Origin of the sequence: Sinimarinibacterium thermocellulolyticum (genome assembly GCF_040327995.1) — a bacterium.
GTDB classification, from domain to species: Bacteria; Pseudomonadota; Gammaproteobacteria; order Nevskiales; family Nevskiaceae; genus Solimonas; species Solimonas thermocellulolyticum.
The window spans coordinates 105,557-120,074 of sequence record NZ_JBEPIJ010000007.1; the positions used below are offsets into that span (position 1 = coordinate 105,557).

General features: G+C 67.4%; 12 protein-coding genes. 5 read left to right on the top strand and 7 right to left on the bottom strand.

The window, feature by feature from the left end; translation table 11 throughout:
- Positions 1–47: 47 nt before the first annotated feature.
- Positions 48–2,126 carry a 3-hydroxyacyl-CoA dehydrogenase NAD-binding domain-containing protein gene (locus ABSH63_RS08045; RefSeq protein ID WP_352888862.1) on the bottom strand — a complete coding sequence of 693 codons (2,079 nt, stop codon included), beginning with the start codon at positions 2,124–2,126 and terminating at the stop codon, positions 48–50.
- A 214-nt stretch (positions 2,127–2,340) separates the two neighbouring features.
- Between ABSH63_RS08045 and ABSH63_RS08050 the strand changes: the two genes are divergently transcribed.
- The 4 genes from ABSH63_RS08050 to ABSH63_RS08065 all read left to right on the top strand — a co-directional run bounded on the left by ABSH63_RS08050 (position 2,341) and on the right by ABSH63_RS08065 (position 6,724).
- Entirely contained in the window at positions 2,341–3,540 is a 1,200-nt protein-coding gene (locus ABSH63_RS08050) for an acyl-CoA dehydrogenase family protein (RefSeq protein ID WP_352888864.1), read from the top strand.
- 10 nt (positions 3,541–3,550) lie between these two features.
- Positions 3,551–4,687 carry an acyl-CoA dehydrogenase family protein gene (locus ABSH63_RS08055; protein ID WP_352888866.1) on the top strand — a complete coding sequence of 379 codons (1,137 nt, stop codon included), beginning with the start codon at positions 3,551–3,553 and terminating at the stop codon, positions 4,685–4,687.
- 62 nt (positions 4,688–4,749) lie between these two features.
- Positions 4,750–6,120, top strand: a complete 1,371-nt coding sequence (gene ppnN, locus ABSH63_RS08060; protein WP_352888868.1) for a nucleotide 5'-monophosphate nucleosidase PpnN — start codon at positions 4,750–4,752, stop codon at positions 6,118–6,120.
- A 196-nt stretch (positions 6,121–6,316) separates the two neighbouring features.
- Positions 6,317–6,724: an MAPEG family protein gene (locus tag ABSH63_RS08065; protein ID WP_352888870.1), complete on the top strand. Its 408-nt coding sequence runs from the start codon at positions 6,317–6,319 to the stop codon at positions 6,722–6,724.
- Between the two features lie 145 nt (positions 6,725–6,869).
- Here the strand turns inward: ABSH63_RS08065 and ABSH63_RS08070 are convergent, their stop codons facing one another.
- The 6 genes from ABSH63_RS08070 to ABSH63_RS08095 form a co-directional block, all read right to left on the bottom strand.
- Positions 6,870–8,207 carry a spinster family MFS transporter gene (locus ABSH63_RS08070; protein WP_352888871.1) on the bottom strand — a complete coding sequence of 446 codons (1,338 nt, stop codon included), beginning with the start codon at positions 8,205–8,207 and terminating at the stop codon, positions 6,870–6,872.
- 69 nt (positions 8,208–8,276) lie between these two features.
- A complete protein-coding gene (locus ABSH63_RS08075) occupies positions 8,277–9,275 on the bottom strand; it encodes an NADP-dependent oxidoreductase (protein ID WP_352888872.1) in 999 nt (332 codons plus the stop codon).
- Positions 9,276–9,327: 52 nt separating this feature from the next.
- On the bottom strand, positions 9,328–10,584 hold the full coding sequence (locus tag ABSH63_RS08080; protein WP_352888874.1) for an acyl-CoA dehydrogenase: 1,257 nt from the start codon (positions 10,582–10,584) through the stop codon (positions 9,328–9,330).
- Positions 10,585–10,634: 50 nt separating this feature from the next.
- The gene (locus tag ABSH63_RS08085) at positions 10,635–11,693 is read right to left on the bottom strand and encodes a phosphotransferase (RefSeq protein ID WP_352888875.1); all 1,059 of its coding nucleotides are present in this window, start codon (positions 11,691–11,693) and stop codon (positions 10,635–10,637) included.
- 4 nt (positions 11,694–11,697) lie between these two features.
- Positions 11,698–12,678, bottom strand: coding sequence for an NADPH:quinone oxidoreductase family protein (locus ABSH63_RS08090; protein WP_352888876.1), 981 nt, complete (start codon positions 12,676–12,678; stop codon positions 11,698–11,700).
- Between the two features lie 11 nt (positions 12,679–12,689).
- Entirely contained in the window at positions 12,690–13,520 is an 831-nt protein-coding gene (locus ABSH63_RS08095; RefSeq protein ID WP_352888877.1) for an SDR family NAD(P)-dependent oxidoreductase, read from the bottom strand.
- An 86-nt stretch (positions 13,521–13,606) separates the two neighbouring features.
- Here ABSH63_RS08095 and ABSH63_RS08100 point away from each other — a divergent pair, with 86 nt between their 5' ends.
- Positions 13,607–14,518 carry a LysR family transcriptional regulator gene (locus ABSH63_RS08100; protein WP_352888878.1) on the top strand — a complete coding sequence of 304 codons (912 nt, stop codon included), beginning with the start codon at positions 13,607–13,609 and terminating at the stop codon, positions 14,516–14,518.

Consider the following 14,518-nt stretch of genomic DNA (forward strand, 5'->3'; position numbering starts at 1 on the left):
GCGCGGACGAGGCCGGGCGCATGCGCCCGGCCCTTGCACGAGGATGGTCAGTTGAAGGTCTTGTTCTGCGCGGCGAGCTTTTCCAACAACGGCGCCGGCTGCCAGAACGAGGCATCGGCGCCGGGACGCTGCGCAAATTCACGCATGCGCTGCGCGACCTTGGCCAGCCCGATCGTGTCGGCATGGAACATCGGCCCACCGCGGTGCCGTGGGAAGCCGTAGCCGTTGAGGTAGATCATGTCGATGTCCGAGGCGCGCAAGGCGATGCCTTCCTCGAGGATGCGCGCGCCCTCGTTGACCAGTGCGAAGATCAGGCGCTCGACGATCTCCTCGTCGCTGATCTGTCGCGGCGTGATGCCGGCGGCTTTGCGCTGCTCGTCGATGATCTGTTCGACCTGTGGGTCCGGGTGCGCGGTGCGGTCGCCCGGCTCGTAGCGGTACCAGCCCTTGCCGGTCTTCTGGCCGTAGCGCCCGAGCTCGCACAGGCGGTCGGCGACGGCTTCGCGGCGCCGCTTGGGGTCTTCGGCGTAGTGCCGCTTGCGGATCAGCCAGCTCACGTCGTTGCCGGCCAGATCGTTCATGCGGAACGGCCCCATCGCCATGCCCCAGCGTTCGAGCGCGCCGTCCACCTGTTGCGGCAGCGCGCCCTCGTCGAGTAGGCGCAGGGCCTCGCCGGCGTACTTGCCGATCATGCGGTTGCCGATGAAGCCGTCGCAGACGCCGGCGACCACCGGCAGCTTCTGCAGGGTCTTGGCGAGCTTCATCACCGTGGCCAGCACGTCTTTCGCGGTCTTCTCGCCGCGCACGACTTCGAGCAGGCGCATCACGTTCGCCGGCGAGAAGAAATGCAGGCCGACGACGTCGGCCGGTCGCTTCGTGAACGAGGCGATCCGGTTGAGGTCCAGCGTCGAGGTGTTGCTCGCGAGGATCGCGCCGGGCTTCATCACCGCATCGAGCCGTTCGAAGACTTTTTGCTTGACCTGCATGTCCTCGAACACCGCCTCGATGACGAGGTCGTCCTGCGCCAGATCGGCGTAGCTGAGCGTCGGGGAGATCAGCGCCATGCGCCGTTCCATCTGCTCGGCGGTGAGCTTGTTCTTGCGCACTTGCTGCTCATAGTTGCGACGGATGACGGCCAATCCCTTGTCCAGGGCTTGCCGATCGATTTCGAGCAGGTGCACCGGGATGCCGGCGTTGGCGAAGCTCATCGCGATGCCGCCGCCCATGGTGCCGGCGCCGATCACCGCGGCGCGCTCGATCGGCCGCAGCGGCGTGTCCTCGGGGACGTCGGGGATCTTCATGCACGCGCGCTCGCCGAAGAAGGCGTGACGCAGGGCCCGCGATTCCGGGCCGTTCAACAAGAACATGAAGCCAGCCTGTTCCACTTTCATGCCCTCGTCGAAGGGCAGCGTCGCCGCGGCCTCGACGCATTCGAGACACTTGATCGGCGCCGGCAAGGGGCCAGCCGCCTTCTTTACCTTCTCGCGCGCCTCGGCGAAAAAGGCCGCCGCGTCCGGCAGCTCGACGCCAAGGTCGCGCACGCGCCGCGGCTTGTCCATGCGGCGCGCCAGCTCGATCGCCGCCTCGACGACATCGCCATCCACGACGGCGTCGAACAGCTTGGTCTGCGCGAGTTTCGCCGCCGGCAGCATCGCGCCGGAGACGATCATGTCGAGCGCGGTCTGCACGCCGACCACGCGCGGCAGGCGCTGGGTGCCACCGCCGCCGGGCAAAAGGCCGAGCTTGACCTCCGGCAGCGCGATCTGCGCATCGCCGCGCGCGACGCGGCAATGACAGCCCAGCGCCAGTTCGAGGCCGCCGCCGAGCGCCATGCCGGCGATCGCCGCGACCACCGGCTTGCTGCTCGTGTCGAGCGTGTCGATGATCTCGTGCAGGCTCGGGCTGGCCGTCATCTTCGGCGAGCCGAACTCGCGGATGTCAGCGCCGCCGGAGAAAGCCTTGTCGGTCCCGGTCAGGACCACCGCCTTGATCGCGGCGTCGGCCGCGGCCTTCGCCAAGCCCTCGGCGATGCCCTTGCGCAGGTCGAGCCCCAGGCCGTTGACCGGCGGGCTGTGCATGCGGATCACGGCGATCTCGCCGCGGGTTTCGTAGCTCAAGACGCTCATCGGGTCTCCTCGATCATGGCCCAGCGACGCACGGTAGGCAGGCCGCACCGACGGGGCAAATGAAATCCGTCGATGCACGAGGATTCGTCGCACGCATGGTGACGCGCGCCGCGACATGCGGAGTTCTTATACATCCCCATGCACTTGTTTCAGTTGTGCCGGTGCGGTGGCGCTGACTAAGCTGCGCCCTCCACCGACATGTCCACGGCGGCCCATGGATCTGAACTTCACGCCCGAGGAGCAGGCGTTTCGCGCCGAGGTGCGCGCCTTCGTCGATGCCGAACTCTCACCCGAACTGCGCGCCAAGGTGCTCGGCGGCAAGCGCCTGACCAAAGCGGATTATCTCGGCTGGCACGAGATCCTCTACCGCAAAGGCTGGGTCGCACCGAACTGGCCCGTGGAGTACGGCGGCACCGGTTGGAACGCGGTGCAGCGCCATATCTTCGAGGAGGAGCTGGCCGACGCCGGCGCGCCGCCGACGCTGCCGTTCGGCTTGCGCATGGTCGGGCCGGTCATCATGGCTTTCGGCTCGCAGGCGCAGAAGGCGTACTTCCTGCCGCGCATCCTTTCCGGCGAGCACTGGTGGTGCCAGGGGTATTCCGAACCGGGGGCCGGCTCGGATCTGGCTTCGCTCAAGACCCGCGCCGAGCGCCGCGGCGACGTCTACGTCGTCAACGGCCAGAAGACCTGGACCACGCTCGGCCAGCACGCCGACTGGATCTTCTGCCTGGTGCGCACCGATCATCAGGCGCGTAAGCAGGAAGGCATTTCTTTCTTGCTGATCGACATGAAATCGCCCGGCATCACCGTGCGCCCGATCATCCTGCTCGACGGCGAGCACGAGGTGAACGAGGTCTGGTTCGACAACGTCGAGGTGCCGGTCGCCAACCGCGTCGGCGAGGAGAACAAGGGCTGGACCTACGCCAAGTTCCTGCTCGGCCACGAGCGCACAGGCATCGCCGAGATCGGCCGCTCCAAGCGCTGGCTCAAGCAGCTCAAAGAGATCGCCGCGCAGCAGCCGGCCGCCGATGGCGGCCGTCTGATCGACGATCCGCGCTTTCGCGACCGCATCGCGCAGATCGAGATCGAGCTGATGGCGCTGGAAGTGACCAATCTGCGCGTGATCGCCGCCGAGATGGAACACAAGGCGCCGGGACCCGAGGCCTCGCTGCTCAAGATCCGCGGCTCGGAGATCCAGCAGACCCTCTCGGAGCTGATGATGCTCGCGCTGGGCCACGACGCGCTGGCCTTCCAACACGCCGCGCTCGACGCCGGCTACGACGGACCGATCATTGGCCCCGCCTATGCACCACCGCTGACCGGTCAGTACTTCAACATGCGCAAGACCACGATCTACGGCGGCAGCAACGAGATCCAGAAAAACATCATCTCCAAGATGATCCTGGGCTTCTGAGGGCGGGGACATGGACTTCGATTTCACCGACGAGCAGCGCCAGTTCCGCGACAGCCTCGAGCGCTATCTGCGCGAGGCTTACGACTTCGACACGCGCCGCGCGATCATGCGCTCTGCCGAAGGCTGGAGCCGGGCGCAGTGGCAGCGGCTCGCCGAACTCGGCGCGCTGGCGATCGCGCTGCCCGAGGATCACGGCGGCTTCGGAGGCAATGCCTTCGACACACTGTTGGTCATGCAAGCCCTAGGGCGCGCGCTGGTGGTCGAGCCTTATCTCGCCACCGTCGTGCTCGGCGCCGGCGTGATCGCCGACGCCGGCAACGAGGCGCAGAAGGCGGCGCTGCTACCGGGCGTCGGCAGCGGCGAACTTCTGCTGGCCGTGGCGCTCGACGAGCCGCGGCAGCGCTACGCGCCGACGCGCATCGCGATGCGCGCCCGGCGGGATGGCGACGGCTGGCTGCTCAGCGGCGACAAGACCGCGGTGCTGCACGGCGACATCGCCGATCAGATCATCGTCGCCGCGCGTACCGAGGGTGAGGTGGGGGACGCCAGGGGCCTGTCGCTGTTCCTGGTCGACGCCGGCGCCCCGGGCCTGCGCCGGCGGGCTTACCCCACCCACGATGGCCAGCGCGCCGCCGATCTGCATTTCGACCAGGTCCGCGTCGATGCCAAGGCGTTGATCGGTGCCGAGCACGCCGCGCTGCCGGTCATCGAGAAGGCCGTCGATGCCGCCAACGTCGCGCTCTGCGCCGAGGCGGTCGGCAACATGGGGGCGTTGATCGAGCAGACCGTCCACTACCTCAAGACGCGCAAGCAGTTCGGCGTGCCGATCGGCAGCTTCCAGGCCTTGCAGCACCGCGCTGTCGACATGTATCTGCACGCCGAGCAGGCCCGCTCGATGGTGTATCTCGCCGCCGCCAAGCTCGATGCCGATGTCGCCGAGCGTCGGCGCGCGGTGTCGGCTGCCAAGGTGCTGGTGAGCCAGAGCGCGCGCTTCGTCGGGCAACAGGCGGTGCAGCTGCACGGCGGCATCGGCGTCACCGACGAGCTTCCGGTCAGCCACTACTTCAAGCGGCTGACGATGATCACGATGCTGTTCGGCGACGCCGACCATCACCTCGCACTGTTCGGCGCACAGATGGCGGCATAGGCCGCGAACGGCGTGCGTCGAGCCGCTACACTCGGGGCCCGCTTCCGCGAGCCCCGATGCCCATGTCCTTAGCCGTCGTCGACGCCACGGTTTCACCGAGCCGTCATCTGGCGTTGCTGTCGCGCGCCGAGGTGGCGCGCCTGCTCGATGCCAGCCGCGGCGACCTGCGCGCCCTGTTCCGGCAGTGTTCGCTCGCGGTGCTGAGCACCGGCAGCGACATCGACGACGGCCGTGCGCTGCTCGCGCGCTATCCGGACTTCGACATCCGCATCGTGCCGCAGGAGCGCGGCCTGCAGCTCGAACTGAAGAACGCGCCGGCCCAGGCCTTCGTCGACGGTCGCATCATCCAGGGCATCCGCGAGCACCTGTTCGCCGTGCTGCGTGACATCCTCTACGTCAGCGAGCGCGTGATGGACAACCCGTCCTTCGATCTGACGACGTCCGCGGGCACGACGGACGCGGTGTTCCACATCCTGCGCAACGCCGGCGTGCTGCGCGCGACGACGCGACCGCGACTGATCATTTGCTGGGGCGGGCACTCGATCTCGCGCGAGGAGTACGACTACAGCAAGCTCGTCGGCTACGAGATGGGTTTGCGCGGCTTGGACATCGGTACCGGCTGCGGACCGGGGGCGATGAAAGGGCCGATGAAAGGCGCGACCATCGGCCATGCCAAACAGCGCATTGCCGATGGCCAATACCTCGGCATCAGCGAGCCCGGAATCATCGCCGCCGAGGCGCCGAATCCGATCGTCAACGCGCTGGTGATCCTGCCCGACATCGAGAAACGCCTCGAAGCCTTCGTGCGCATGGCGCACGGCATCGTGGTGTTTCCCGGCGGCGTCGGCACCGCCGAGGAGATCCTCTATCTGCTCGGCATCCTGCTGCACCCGGAGAATCGGCACATGCCGTATCCGCTGGTCTTTACCGGCCCGGCATCGGCGCGCGACTACTTCGCACAGATCGACGACTTCGTCGCCGCGACGCTGGGCGATGAGGCGCGCGAACGCTATCGCATCGTCGTCGACGATCCGGCCGAGGTCGCGCGTCAGATGTCCGAGGGTGTGCAACGAGTCGCCGAGTTCCGCCGTCGGCGCAACGACGCCTACGCCTTCAACTGGCTGCTGAAGATCGACGAGGCGTTCCAGCGCCCGTTCGTCCCCACGCACGAGAACATGGCCGGGCTCGACCTGCACCGCGACCAGCCGCCGCATCGGCTCGCCGCGCAACTGCGCCGCGCCTTCTCCGGCATCGTCGCCGGCAACGTCAAGGCGGACGGCATCAAGGCCGTAGAAGAACACGGACCGTTCGAGATCCGCGGCGATGCGGGCATCATGGCGCGCCTCGACGCTCTGCTCGGTGCATTCGCCGCCAGCCACCGCATGAAGCTGCCGGGCAGCGACTACGTGCCCTGCTATCGCATCGTGCGCTGAGCGTCCGCCGACGTTTCGAGCGCTGCGGCGCGCCCGAGGCTGGCCGAGATCGGACCCTGCTTCCGGTGCGGGTGTTGGCGGGCCACGGCGAGGTGGTTATAGTGATAGGCGATGGACCCGCTGGGCCCGGCGTCTCGGCAAGCCGCGACGGCTCGTCGCGTCAGGGCCGATATCCACGTGCACCGAGGAACTTGCGATGACGGCATTCGACGCAGTACTGCTCTACATCCTGTGGATGATCGTGCTGTTGCTGATCTACGCGGGGCCGCGCATCCCGCAGGCGCTGCTGGGCGCCAAGCCCATCGACAGTTGGGAGCGCAACAAGGCGCCGGTGGATCCGCCGTTCTTGCAGCGCGCCAAGAACGCGCACCTCAACTGTATCGAGAACCTGCCCTTGTTCGTCGGCGTGGTCGCCGTGGCCGCGTTGATGGACCAGATCGCGATCGCCGACGGCGTCGCTGCCTACGTGCTCTACGCACGCGTGGCCCAGAGCGTGATGCACATCAGCGGCACCTCGTTCATCCAGATTCTGCTGCGCGCGACGTTCTTCCTGATCCAGATCGCGCTGATCGGCTATATCGCGGTGAAGCTGCTGATGCTCTGAGGCGAGCGGATATCGCGCGGTCTCGACGCGACTGACGAGGCGGCGGACGCACCCTTTGCCCGCTGGCGGCGCCGCCAGCGGGCGCACGGCGCCGGATCTCCGTGCTCGATTTGCTCCGCTGCCGATCCGGCGCACCGATGCCGTTTCAGCGCGCGGCCAGCCGCGCGTACATCTCGCGATACGGCTTCATGCCGGCGGCGAGAATCGCCATCGCGGTCAGCAGCGAAACGCAGGCGACGATCAGCATCGACCAGCGCAGCATGCCGTCGTCGGCGAAGACGTAGTCGGTGATGAGCGCGATCGCGGTCGGGCCGATGCCCAGGCCGATCATGTTGGTCATGAACAGGTAGACCGCGGTGGTCTGGCCGCGCATGCGGTTGGGCACGACCTCCTGCAGCGCCGCCGGGGCGGCGCCAAAGGGCATCGCCAGTCCGAACACCGGCACCACCAGGGCGACCGCGGCGAAGGGGCCGTTGGGCGCGAGCAGGTAGCCGGCGCCGCCGATCATGGTGATGACGCCGGCGAGCACACCGACGCGCAGCGCCGCGTCACGGTGGCCCTGCTTGATCCAGCGGTCGGCGATGCGGCCGCCGATGATGATGCCGGCGCTTGCGAAGACCACGACCTCAAGACCGAAGACGATCCCGATCTCAGACGCGGTCCAGCCATGAGAGCGAACGAAGTAGGTCGGGATCCACGCGGTGGTGCCGTAAGAGCACAGCGCCAGCATCGCGAAGCCGACGTTGTGGCTGAGCACCGCACGGCGGTTGGCCCACAGGTAGGCGACGACCTCGGAAAACGGCAGGCTGTTCTGGCCGTCGATCACGCCTTGACGCTTGGGCTCGCGCACCAGCAGGAAGGCGAAGCTGAACAAAATGCCGGCGATGCCCAGAATCAGGAACACGGTCTGCCATGGCCGGATCTCGCCGAGCAGCGGCAACAGCACCGTGCCCCGCGCGACGCTGTACTGCACCACCAGGCCGCCGACGAGAAACGCAAGGCCGGAACCGAGGAAGATGCCCATCGAGTACACGCTCATCGCCGTCGAGCGGCGCTCGGGCGGAAAGTAGTCGGCGATCATCGAGTACGCCGCTGGCGACAGCGCCGCCTCGCCGACGCCGACGCCGATGCGAAACAGCAATAGCTGCCAGTAGTGCTTTGCAAGCCCGCAGAACGCGGTCATCGCGCTCCAGACGACGAGGCCGGCGACGATCAGGCCGCGCCGGCTCTTGGCATCGGCGATGCGCGCCAGTGGAATGCCCAGGATCGTGTAGAAGATCGCGAACGAGAAGCCCATCAGCAGGCTCATTTGCGTGTCACTGATGCCCAGGTCAGCGCGGATCGGCCCGACCAGCAGATTGAGGATCTGCCGGTCCACGAACGAGAACACATAGGCGATCATCAGGATCGCGACGACGAACCACGGGTACGCCAGTGATGGTGCGGAAGGCACCGTCACCGGACGCTCGCCGGTCTGCGACATGCGTGCTTCTCCTCTCGTTGTGGCGGCGCCGCGATCGAGCGCGACACTCGCGAGTTTTGCGGACGCGGGCTATACCTTGAGCACCAGCTTGCCGATGTTATCGCCCTTGAACAGGCGCAGCAGGGTTTCGGGAAAGTTCTCCAGCCCCTCGGCGATATCCTCGCGCGTCTTGAGCCGGCCGGCGGCGAGCCAGCCGCCCATCTCGCGCACGGCCTCGCCGTAGCGGTCGGCCCAGTCGAACACGACCATGCCGGTCATGCTCGCGCGGTTGACCAGCAGCGACAGGTAGTTGCTCGGGCCTTTCACCGGCGCGGTGTTGTTGTACTGCGAGATCGCGCCGCAGATGACGATGCGCGCGCGCATCGCGAGCTGGGTGAGCACGGTGTCGAGGATGTCGCCGCCGACGTTGTCGAAGTAGACGTTCACGCCCTGCGGGCAATGCTGCTTGAGCGCCTTTCTGACGTCCTCGTTCTTGTAGTCGATGCAGGCGTCGAAGCCGAGCTCGTCGACGACGTAGCGGCACTTCTCCGCGCCACCGGCGATGCCGACGACGCGACAACCCTTGATCTTCGCGATCTGGCCGACGACCTGACCGACCGCGCCGGCCGCACCGGAGACGACGACGGTGTCGCCGGCCTTGGGCTTGCCGACTTCCAGCAGGCCGAAGTAGGCGGTCATGCCCGGCATGCCGAGCGTGCCCAGGTACACCGGCAGCGGCGCGAGCTTCGGGTCGATCTTGGTCACGCCCTTGCCGTTGGACACGGCGTAGTCCTGCACGCCGAACAGGCCGACGACGTGCTCGCCGACGGCGAACTTCGGATGATTCGACCTCACGATCTTGCCGACCGCGCCGGCGCGCATCACCTCGCCGATACCGACCGGCGGCACGTAAGACTTGCCTTCGTTCATCCAGCCGCGCATCGCCGGATCGAGCGAGATATAGGCGTTGCGGACCAGAAACTCGCCGTCGCCCGGTTCCGGGACCGGTCCGCAGACGAACTCGAAGTCCTCGCGCTTGACCATGCCGACGGGGCGTTGCTTGAGCTTGAACTGGCGATTGGTGGACATCCGCTTCTCCGTGAGTGTGGGGGGCGCGGGCCGGCGATGGGCGTGGCCCGAACTACGCGCGCGACACGCCGCTGGCGCCGACGTAGGCCTTGATGGCGTCCTTGCCGACGTACTTGGCCAGTTCCATCTTGCCGATCGCATTGCGGTGCACCTCGTCCGGGCCGTCGGCCAGGCGCAGCGTGCGTGCCTGCGCATAGGCGTAGGCGAGGCCGAAGTCGTCGGTCACGCCGCCGCCGCCGTGGGCCTGGATCGCCCAGTCGATGACCTGGCAGGCCATGTTCGGCGCCGCGACCTTGATCATCGCGATCTCCTTGGCCGCGACCTTGTTGCCGACGGTGTCCATCATGTACGCCGCCTTGAGCGTCAGCAGGCGCGCCGAGTCGATCAGGATGCGCGACTCGGCGATGCGCTCCAGCGTCACCGTCTGCGCCGCGACCGGCTTGCCGAAGGCCACACGCTGCAGCGAGCGCTTGCACATCTTTTCGAGCGCGCGTTCGGCCAGACCAATCAGCCGCATGCAGTGATGGATGCGGCCGGGGCCGAGGCGGCCCTGCGCGATCTCGAAGCCGCGCCCTTCGCCGAGCAGGATGTTCGACGCCGGCACACGCACGTTGTCGAAGACGATCTCGGCGTGGCCGTGCGGCGCGTCGTCGTAGCCGAACACCGGCAGATGGCGGACGATCTTCACGCCCTGGGTGTCGCGCGGCACCAGAATCATCGACTGCTGGCGGTGCCGGTTCGGATTGTCCGGGTCGGTCTTGCCCATGACGATGAAGATCTTGCAGCGCGGATCGTTGGCGCCGGAGGTCCACCACTTGCGGCCGTTGATCACGTACTCGTCGCCGTCGCGCTCGATGCGGCAGGCGATGTTGGTGGCATCGGACGAGGCCACCTCGGGCTCGGTCATCGCGAAAGCCGAGCGGATCTCGCCCGCGAGCAGCGGCTTGAGCCAGCGCTCCTGCTGCTCGGGCGTGCCGTAACGCACCAGCACTTCCATGTTGCCGGTGTCCGGCGCCGAGCAGTTGAACACCTCCGGTGCCCAGATCACGCGCCCCATGATCTCGCACAGCGGCGCGTACTCGAGGTTGCTCAGGCCGGCGCCGTACTCGGATTCGGGTAGGAACAGATTCCACAGCCCGGCGGCCTTGGCCTTGACCTTGAGCGCCTCGATGAGCCGCGTCGGCTGCCAGCGGTCACCCTCGGCCACCTCGGCGAAGAAGCGCTGCTCGTTGGGATAGATGTGCTCGTCCATGAAGGCATTCAGGCGCTCCATCAGATCGAGGGTTTTGGCCGAGTATTCGAAGCTCATTTGAACTCTCCGTTTGGTCGCCCACTCCGGCGCACGGGACAGGGTGTTGACTACCGGCGCCCGAGAATCTTCTCGACCTGCGCCCAGGCCAGCTCGGCCAGCGGGCGTGCCGCCGCGCCCATCTGCGCGGCCTGTGCGCTCGCGGCGGTGCCGTCTTTCACGCGGCCGGCGATGCCTTGCAGGATCGCGGCGAGGCGGAACAGGTTGTAGGCCATGTAGAAGTCCCAGTGGTTCGGGTCTATGCCGTCGCGGCCGGTGCGCTGGCAGTACATCCGCACGTACTCGGACTCCGCCGGGATGCCCAGCTCGGCGAGCTCGACGCCGCCCAGGCCGCGGAACACGCCGGCCGGGATGTGCCAGGTCATGCAGTGATAGGCGAAGTCGGCGAGCGGATGGCCCAGCGTCGACAGCTCCCAGTCCAGCACTGCGAGGATGCGCGGCTCGCTCGGGTGGAAGATCACGTTGTCGAGGCGGTAGTCGCCGTGGACGATGGTGGTTTCGTCGCCGGGTGGGATGTGCTCCGGCAGCCAGGCGATCAGCCGGTCCATCGCGTCGATGCGCTCGGTTTCCGAGGCGCGGTACTGCTTGGTCCAGCGGCCGATCTGGCGCGCGAAGTAGTTGCCGGGCTTGCCGTAGTCGGCAAGGCCGATGGCGGCGTAGTCGACCCGATGCAGCGCGGCGATCACGCGGTTCATCTCCTCGAACATCGCGCGCCGCACGGCCGGCGTGTACGCATCGCCCGGCAGGGCCGGGTCCCAGAGGATGCGGCCCTCGACGTGCTCCATCACGTAAAACGCGGTGCCGATCACCGACTCGTCCTCGCACAGGCAGTAGGTCCTCGCCACCGGCACTTCGGTGTTCGCGAGTGCGCGGATCACGCGATACTCCCGATCGACCGCATGCGCCGACGCCAGCAGCTTGCCGGGCGGCTTGCGCCGCAACACGTAGCTTTTGCCGCCGGCCGTGAGCTTGTAGGTCGGGTTGGACTGGCCGCCCTTGAACTGCTCGACGACGAGTTCGCCGGAGAATCCCTCGACGTGTTCGCGCAGATAGCGCGCGAGCGCAGCCTCTTCGAAGCGGTGGCGCGCCTGGACCGGAATCGTCGACATACGCTCACTCCTGCGGCGTGATGACCAGCTTGCCGGAGACCTTGCGGTCCATGAGCTGGCGGATGGCCTCGGCGCCGCGCGCGAGCGGATAAGTGCCGGCGATGTGCGGTTTGAGCTTGCCGTCCTTGAGCCAGCCGAGCAGCGTGCGCAGATCCATCAGGTTGTTCATCGGTTCGCGCTTGGCGTAGTCGCCCCAGAACACGCCGACGATGCTGCAACCCTTGAGCAGCGGCAGGTTCAGCGGAATCTTCGGAATCTCGCCGTTGGCGAAGCCGATGACGAGCAAGCGCCCGCGCCAGGCCATGCTGCGCAGCGCCGGCTCGCTGTAGTCGCCGCCGACCGGGTCGTAGACCACGTCCACGCCCTTGCCGCCGGTCAGTTCTTTGAGGCGCGCCTTGAGGTCTTCGCTGTTGTAGTTGATCAGCTCGTCGGCGCCGTGGTCCTTGCAGACGGCGAGCTTCTCGGCGGTCGACGCCGCGGCGATGACCCTGGCGCCGAGCGCCTTGCCGATCTGGATCGCCGCAAGGCCAACGCCGCCGGACGCGCCGAGCACCAGCAGGGTCTCGCCACTCTTGAGCGCGGCGCGGTCCTTGAGCGCGTGATACGAGGTGGCGTAGGTCATCACGAAGGATGCGCCGGTGACGAAGTCCATCTCTGGCGGCATCGGGATCAGCGCGCGCGAATCGGCGCGCACCTGCTGTGCGAACGCGCCCCAGCCGGTGAAGGCGATGACCTTGTCGCCCGGCTTGACGTTCCGGACCCTGGCACCCACCGACTCGACCACGCCCGCACATTCGCCGCCGGGCGAGAACGGCAGCTCCGGCTTGAACTGGTACTTGTTCTGGATGATCAGCACGTCCGGAAAATTCACGCCGGCGGCGTGCACGCGCACGATCGCGTCGTCGTCGCCGGGCGTCAGATCCGGCGTCTCCTCGACGACGAGGTTCTCCGGCGGGCCGAAGGATTTGCACAGCAGGGCTTTCATGTCGGGCTCGTTCAGGGCATCGGATTGGTGGGCGCACGCTCGTCGAGGATGTCGCGCATGCGCGCCTCGATCGAAGGCTTGATGTTCGGATGGGTCAGGATGTAGAAGCGGTCGGCCTTGACCGCCTGTATCGTCGCGCGCGCGATGTCGGCGGCCGAGAGTTTTCCGGACTGCACCGCCTTGCGCACGCGCGCCTCGAACGGCGCGGCCAGCGGATTGGTATCGGCGAGGTGTGCCGGGCGATGGCGCGCCGCATCGGCGATGCCGGTCGGCACGAAGGCGGGGCACAGCACGGAGACGCCGATCTTCGCGTTGGCCACGCGCAGCTCGTGATGCAGGCATTCGCTGAGCGTGACCACCCCGTGCTTGGACACGCAGTAGACACTGGACCCTGGCACCGACAGCAGGCCGGCGACGGAGGCGGTGTTGACCACGTGGCACTCGTCACCCTGTGCGAGCATGCGCGGCACGAAACTCTGGATGCCGTGGACCACGCCCATCAGGTTGACGCCGAGCACCCACTGCCAGTCGGCGCGCGTGGTGGTCCACGTCGGCCCGGCGACGGCGACGCCGGCGTTGTTGAACAGCAGATGCGCGGCGCCGAAGCGCGCGTAAGTCGCGTCGGCGAGCGCGGCAACCGTCTCGGCGCTGGCCACGTCGACGCGTTGGCGCAATACCTCGATGCCGGCCGGAAGCCGCGCCTGCGTCGCTTCGAGACCGGCCATGTCGATGTCGGCGAGCACCAGGCGCATGCCTTCACCTGCGCACAGCAGTGCCAGTTCGCGGCCGAAGCCGCTGGCGGCGCCGGTGATCACGGCGACCTTGTCATGCAGCGCGTTCATGGCTTCCTCCGGCAGTCGAACCCGCAGACTAGGCGCGCCCGTGCAATCATTCCAATGAATATTGTGAATTCCGCAGGATCAAGACTGTGCATCTGCATCGGATCGACCTGAATCTGCTCGTCGTGCTCGACGCCATCTTCTCGGAGGGCGGCATCACCAAGGCCGGTGAGAAGCTGCACCTGACCCAGCCGGCGATCAGCCACGCGCTCGGGCGATTGCGCGAACTGTTCGGCGATCCGCTGTTCGTGCGCGAAGGTCGGCGCATGGTGCCGACGCCGCTGGCGCGCAGCCTGATGCAGCCGGTGCGCCGCGCCCTGCACAGCCTCGAAGTCACGCTCAACGAAGCGCAGCGCTTCGACCCGGCGACGACGCAGCGCCACTTCAACGTCGCCGTGCGCGACGTGCTCGAAGCGCTGGTGTTGCCGAGGCTGCTCGCGCGCGTCGAGCACGAGGCGCCGTCGGTCGACATCAGCGCGATCCGCGCCGACCGTCGCGGCTTCGAGTCCGAACTCGCCGCCGGCAGCCTCGATGCGGTGCTCGACGTGCTGCTGCCGATGTCGGCCGAGATCCGCCACCAGCGCGTGTCGGTGGACCGCCTCGTCGTCGTCGCGCGCAAGCATCATCCGGCGATACGGAAGAAGACGCTCGATCTCGCCGCCTACCTGCGTGCGCAGCACGTGCTGGTCAGTTCACGCCGCAGCGGCCCGGGACTCGAAGACGTCGAACTCAGCCGCCAGGGCCTCAAGCGCCGCATCCGATTGCGCTGCCAGCACTACTTCGCCGCCTGCGGCGTGGTCGCCAGCAGCGATCTGTTGCTGACCATGCCGGAGCGCTACGCGCAGCTCGCCAACCGCCAGTTCGGCAACCAGATCCTGCCGTTCCCGATGGACATGCCGTCGATGGACGCCTATCTGTACTGGCACGCCAGCGTCGACAACGACCCGGCGAACCGCTGGCTGCGCGAGCAGATCGTCGCGACGGTCAAGGGCGGCGCTTAG

Excerpts from the sequence above, each read along its gene's own strand:
- ABSH63_RS08080 (WP_352888874.1), bottom strand. The coding sequence starts at position 10,584 with ATGAGCTTCGAATACTCGGCCAAAACCCTCGATCTGATGGAGCGCCTG.
- ABSH63_RS08045 (WP_352888862.1), bottom strand. The coding sequence starts at position 2,126 with ATGAGCGTCTTGAGCTACGAAACCCGCGGCGAGATCGCCGTGATCCGC.
- ABSH63_RS08085 (WP_352888875.1), bottom strand. The coding sequence starts at position 11,693 with ATGTCGACGATTCCGGTCCAGGCGCGCCACCGCTTCGAAGAGGCTGCG.
- ABSH63_RS08055 (WP_352888866.1), top strand. The coding sequence starts at position 3,551 with ATGGACTTCGATTTCACCGACGAGCAGCGCCAGTTCCGCGACAGCCTC.
- ABSH63_RS08050 (WP_352888864.1), top strand. The coding sequence starts at position 2,341 with ATGGATCTGAACTTCACGCCCGAGGAGCAGGCGTTTCGCGCCGAGGTG.
- ppnN (WP_352888868.1), top strand. The coding sequence starts at position 4,750 with ATGTCCTTAGCCGTCGTCGACGCCACGGTTTCACCGAGCCGTCATCTG.
- ABSH63_RS08095 (WP_352888877.1), bottom strand. The coding sequence starts at position 13,520 with ATGAACGCGCTGCATGACAAGGTCGCCGTGATCACCGGCGCCGCCAGC.
- ABSH63_RS08065 (WP_352888870.1), top strand. The coding sequence starts at position 6,317 with ATGACGGCATTCGACGCAGTACTGCTCTACATCCTGTGGATGATCGTG.
- ABSH63_RS08070 (WP_352888871.1), bottom strand. The coding sequence starts at position 8,207 with ATGTCGCAGACCGGCGAGCGTCCGGTGACGGTGCCTTCCGCACCATCA.
- ABSH63_RS08090 (WP_352888876.1), bottom strand. The coding sequence starts at position 12,678 with ATGAAAGCCCTGCTGTGCAAATCCTTCGGCCCGCCGGAGAACCTCGTC.
- ABSH63_RS08075 (WP_352888872.1), bottom strand. The coding sequence starts at position 9,275 with ATGTCCACCAATCGCCAGTTCAAGCTCAAGCAACGCCCCGTCGGCATG.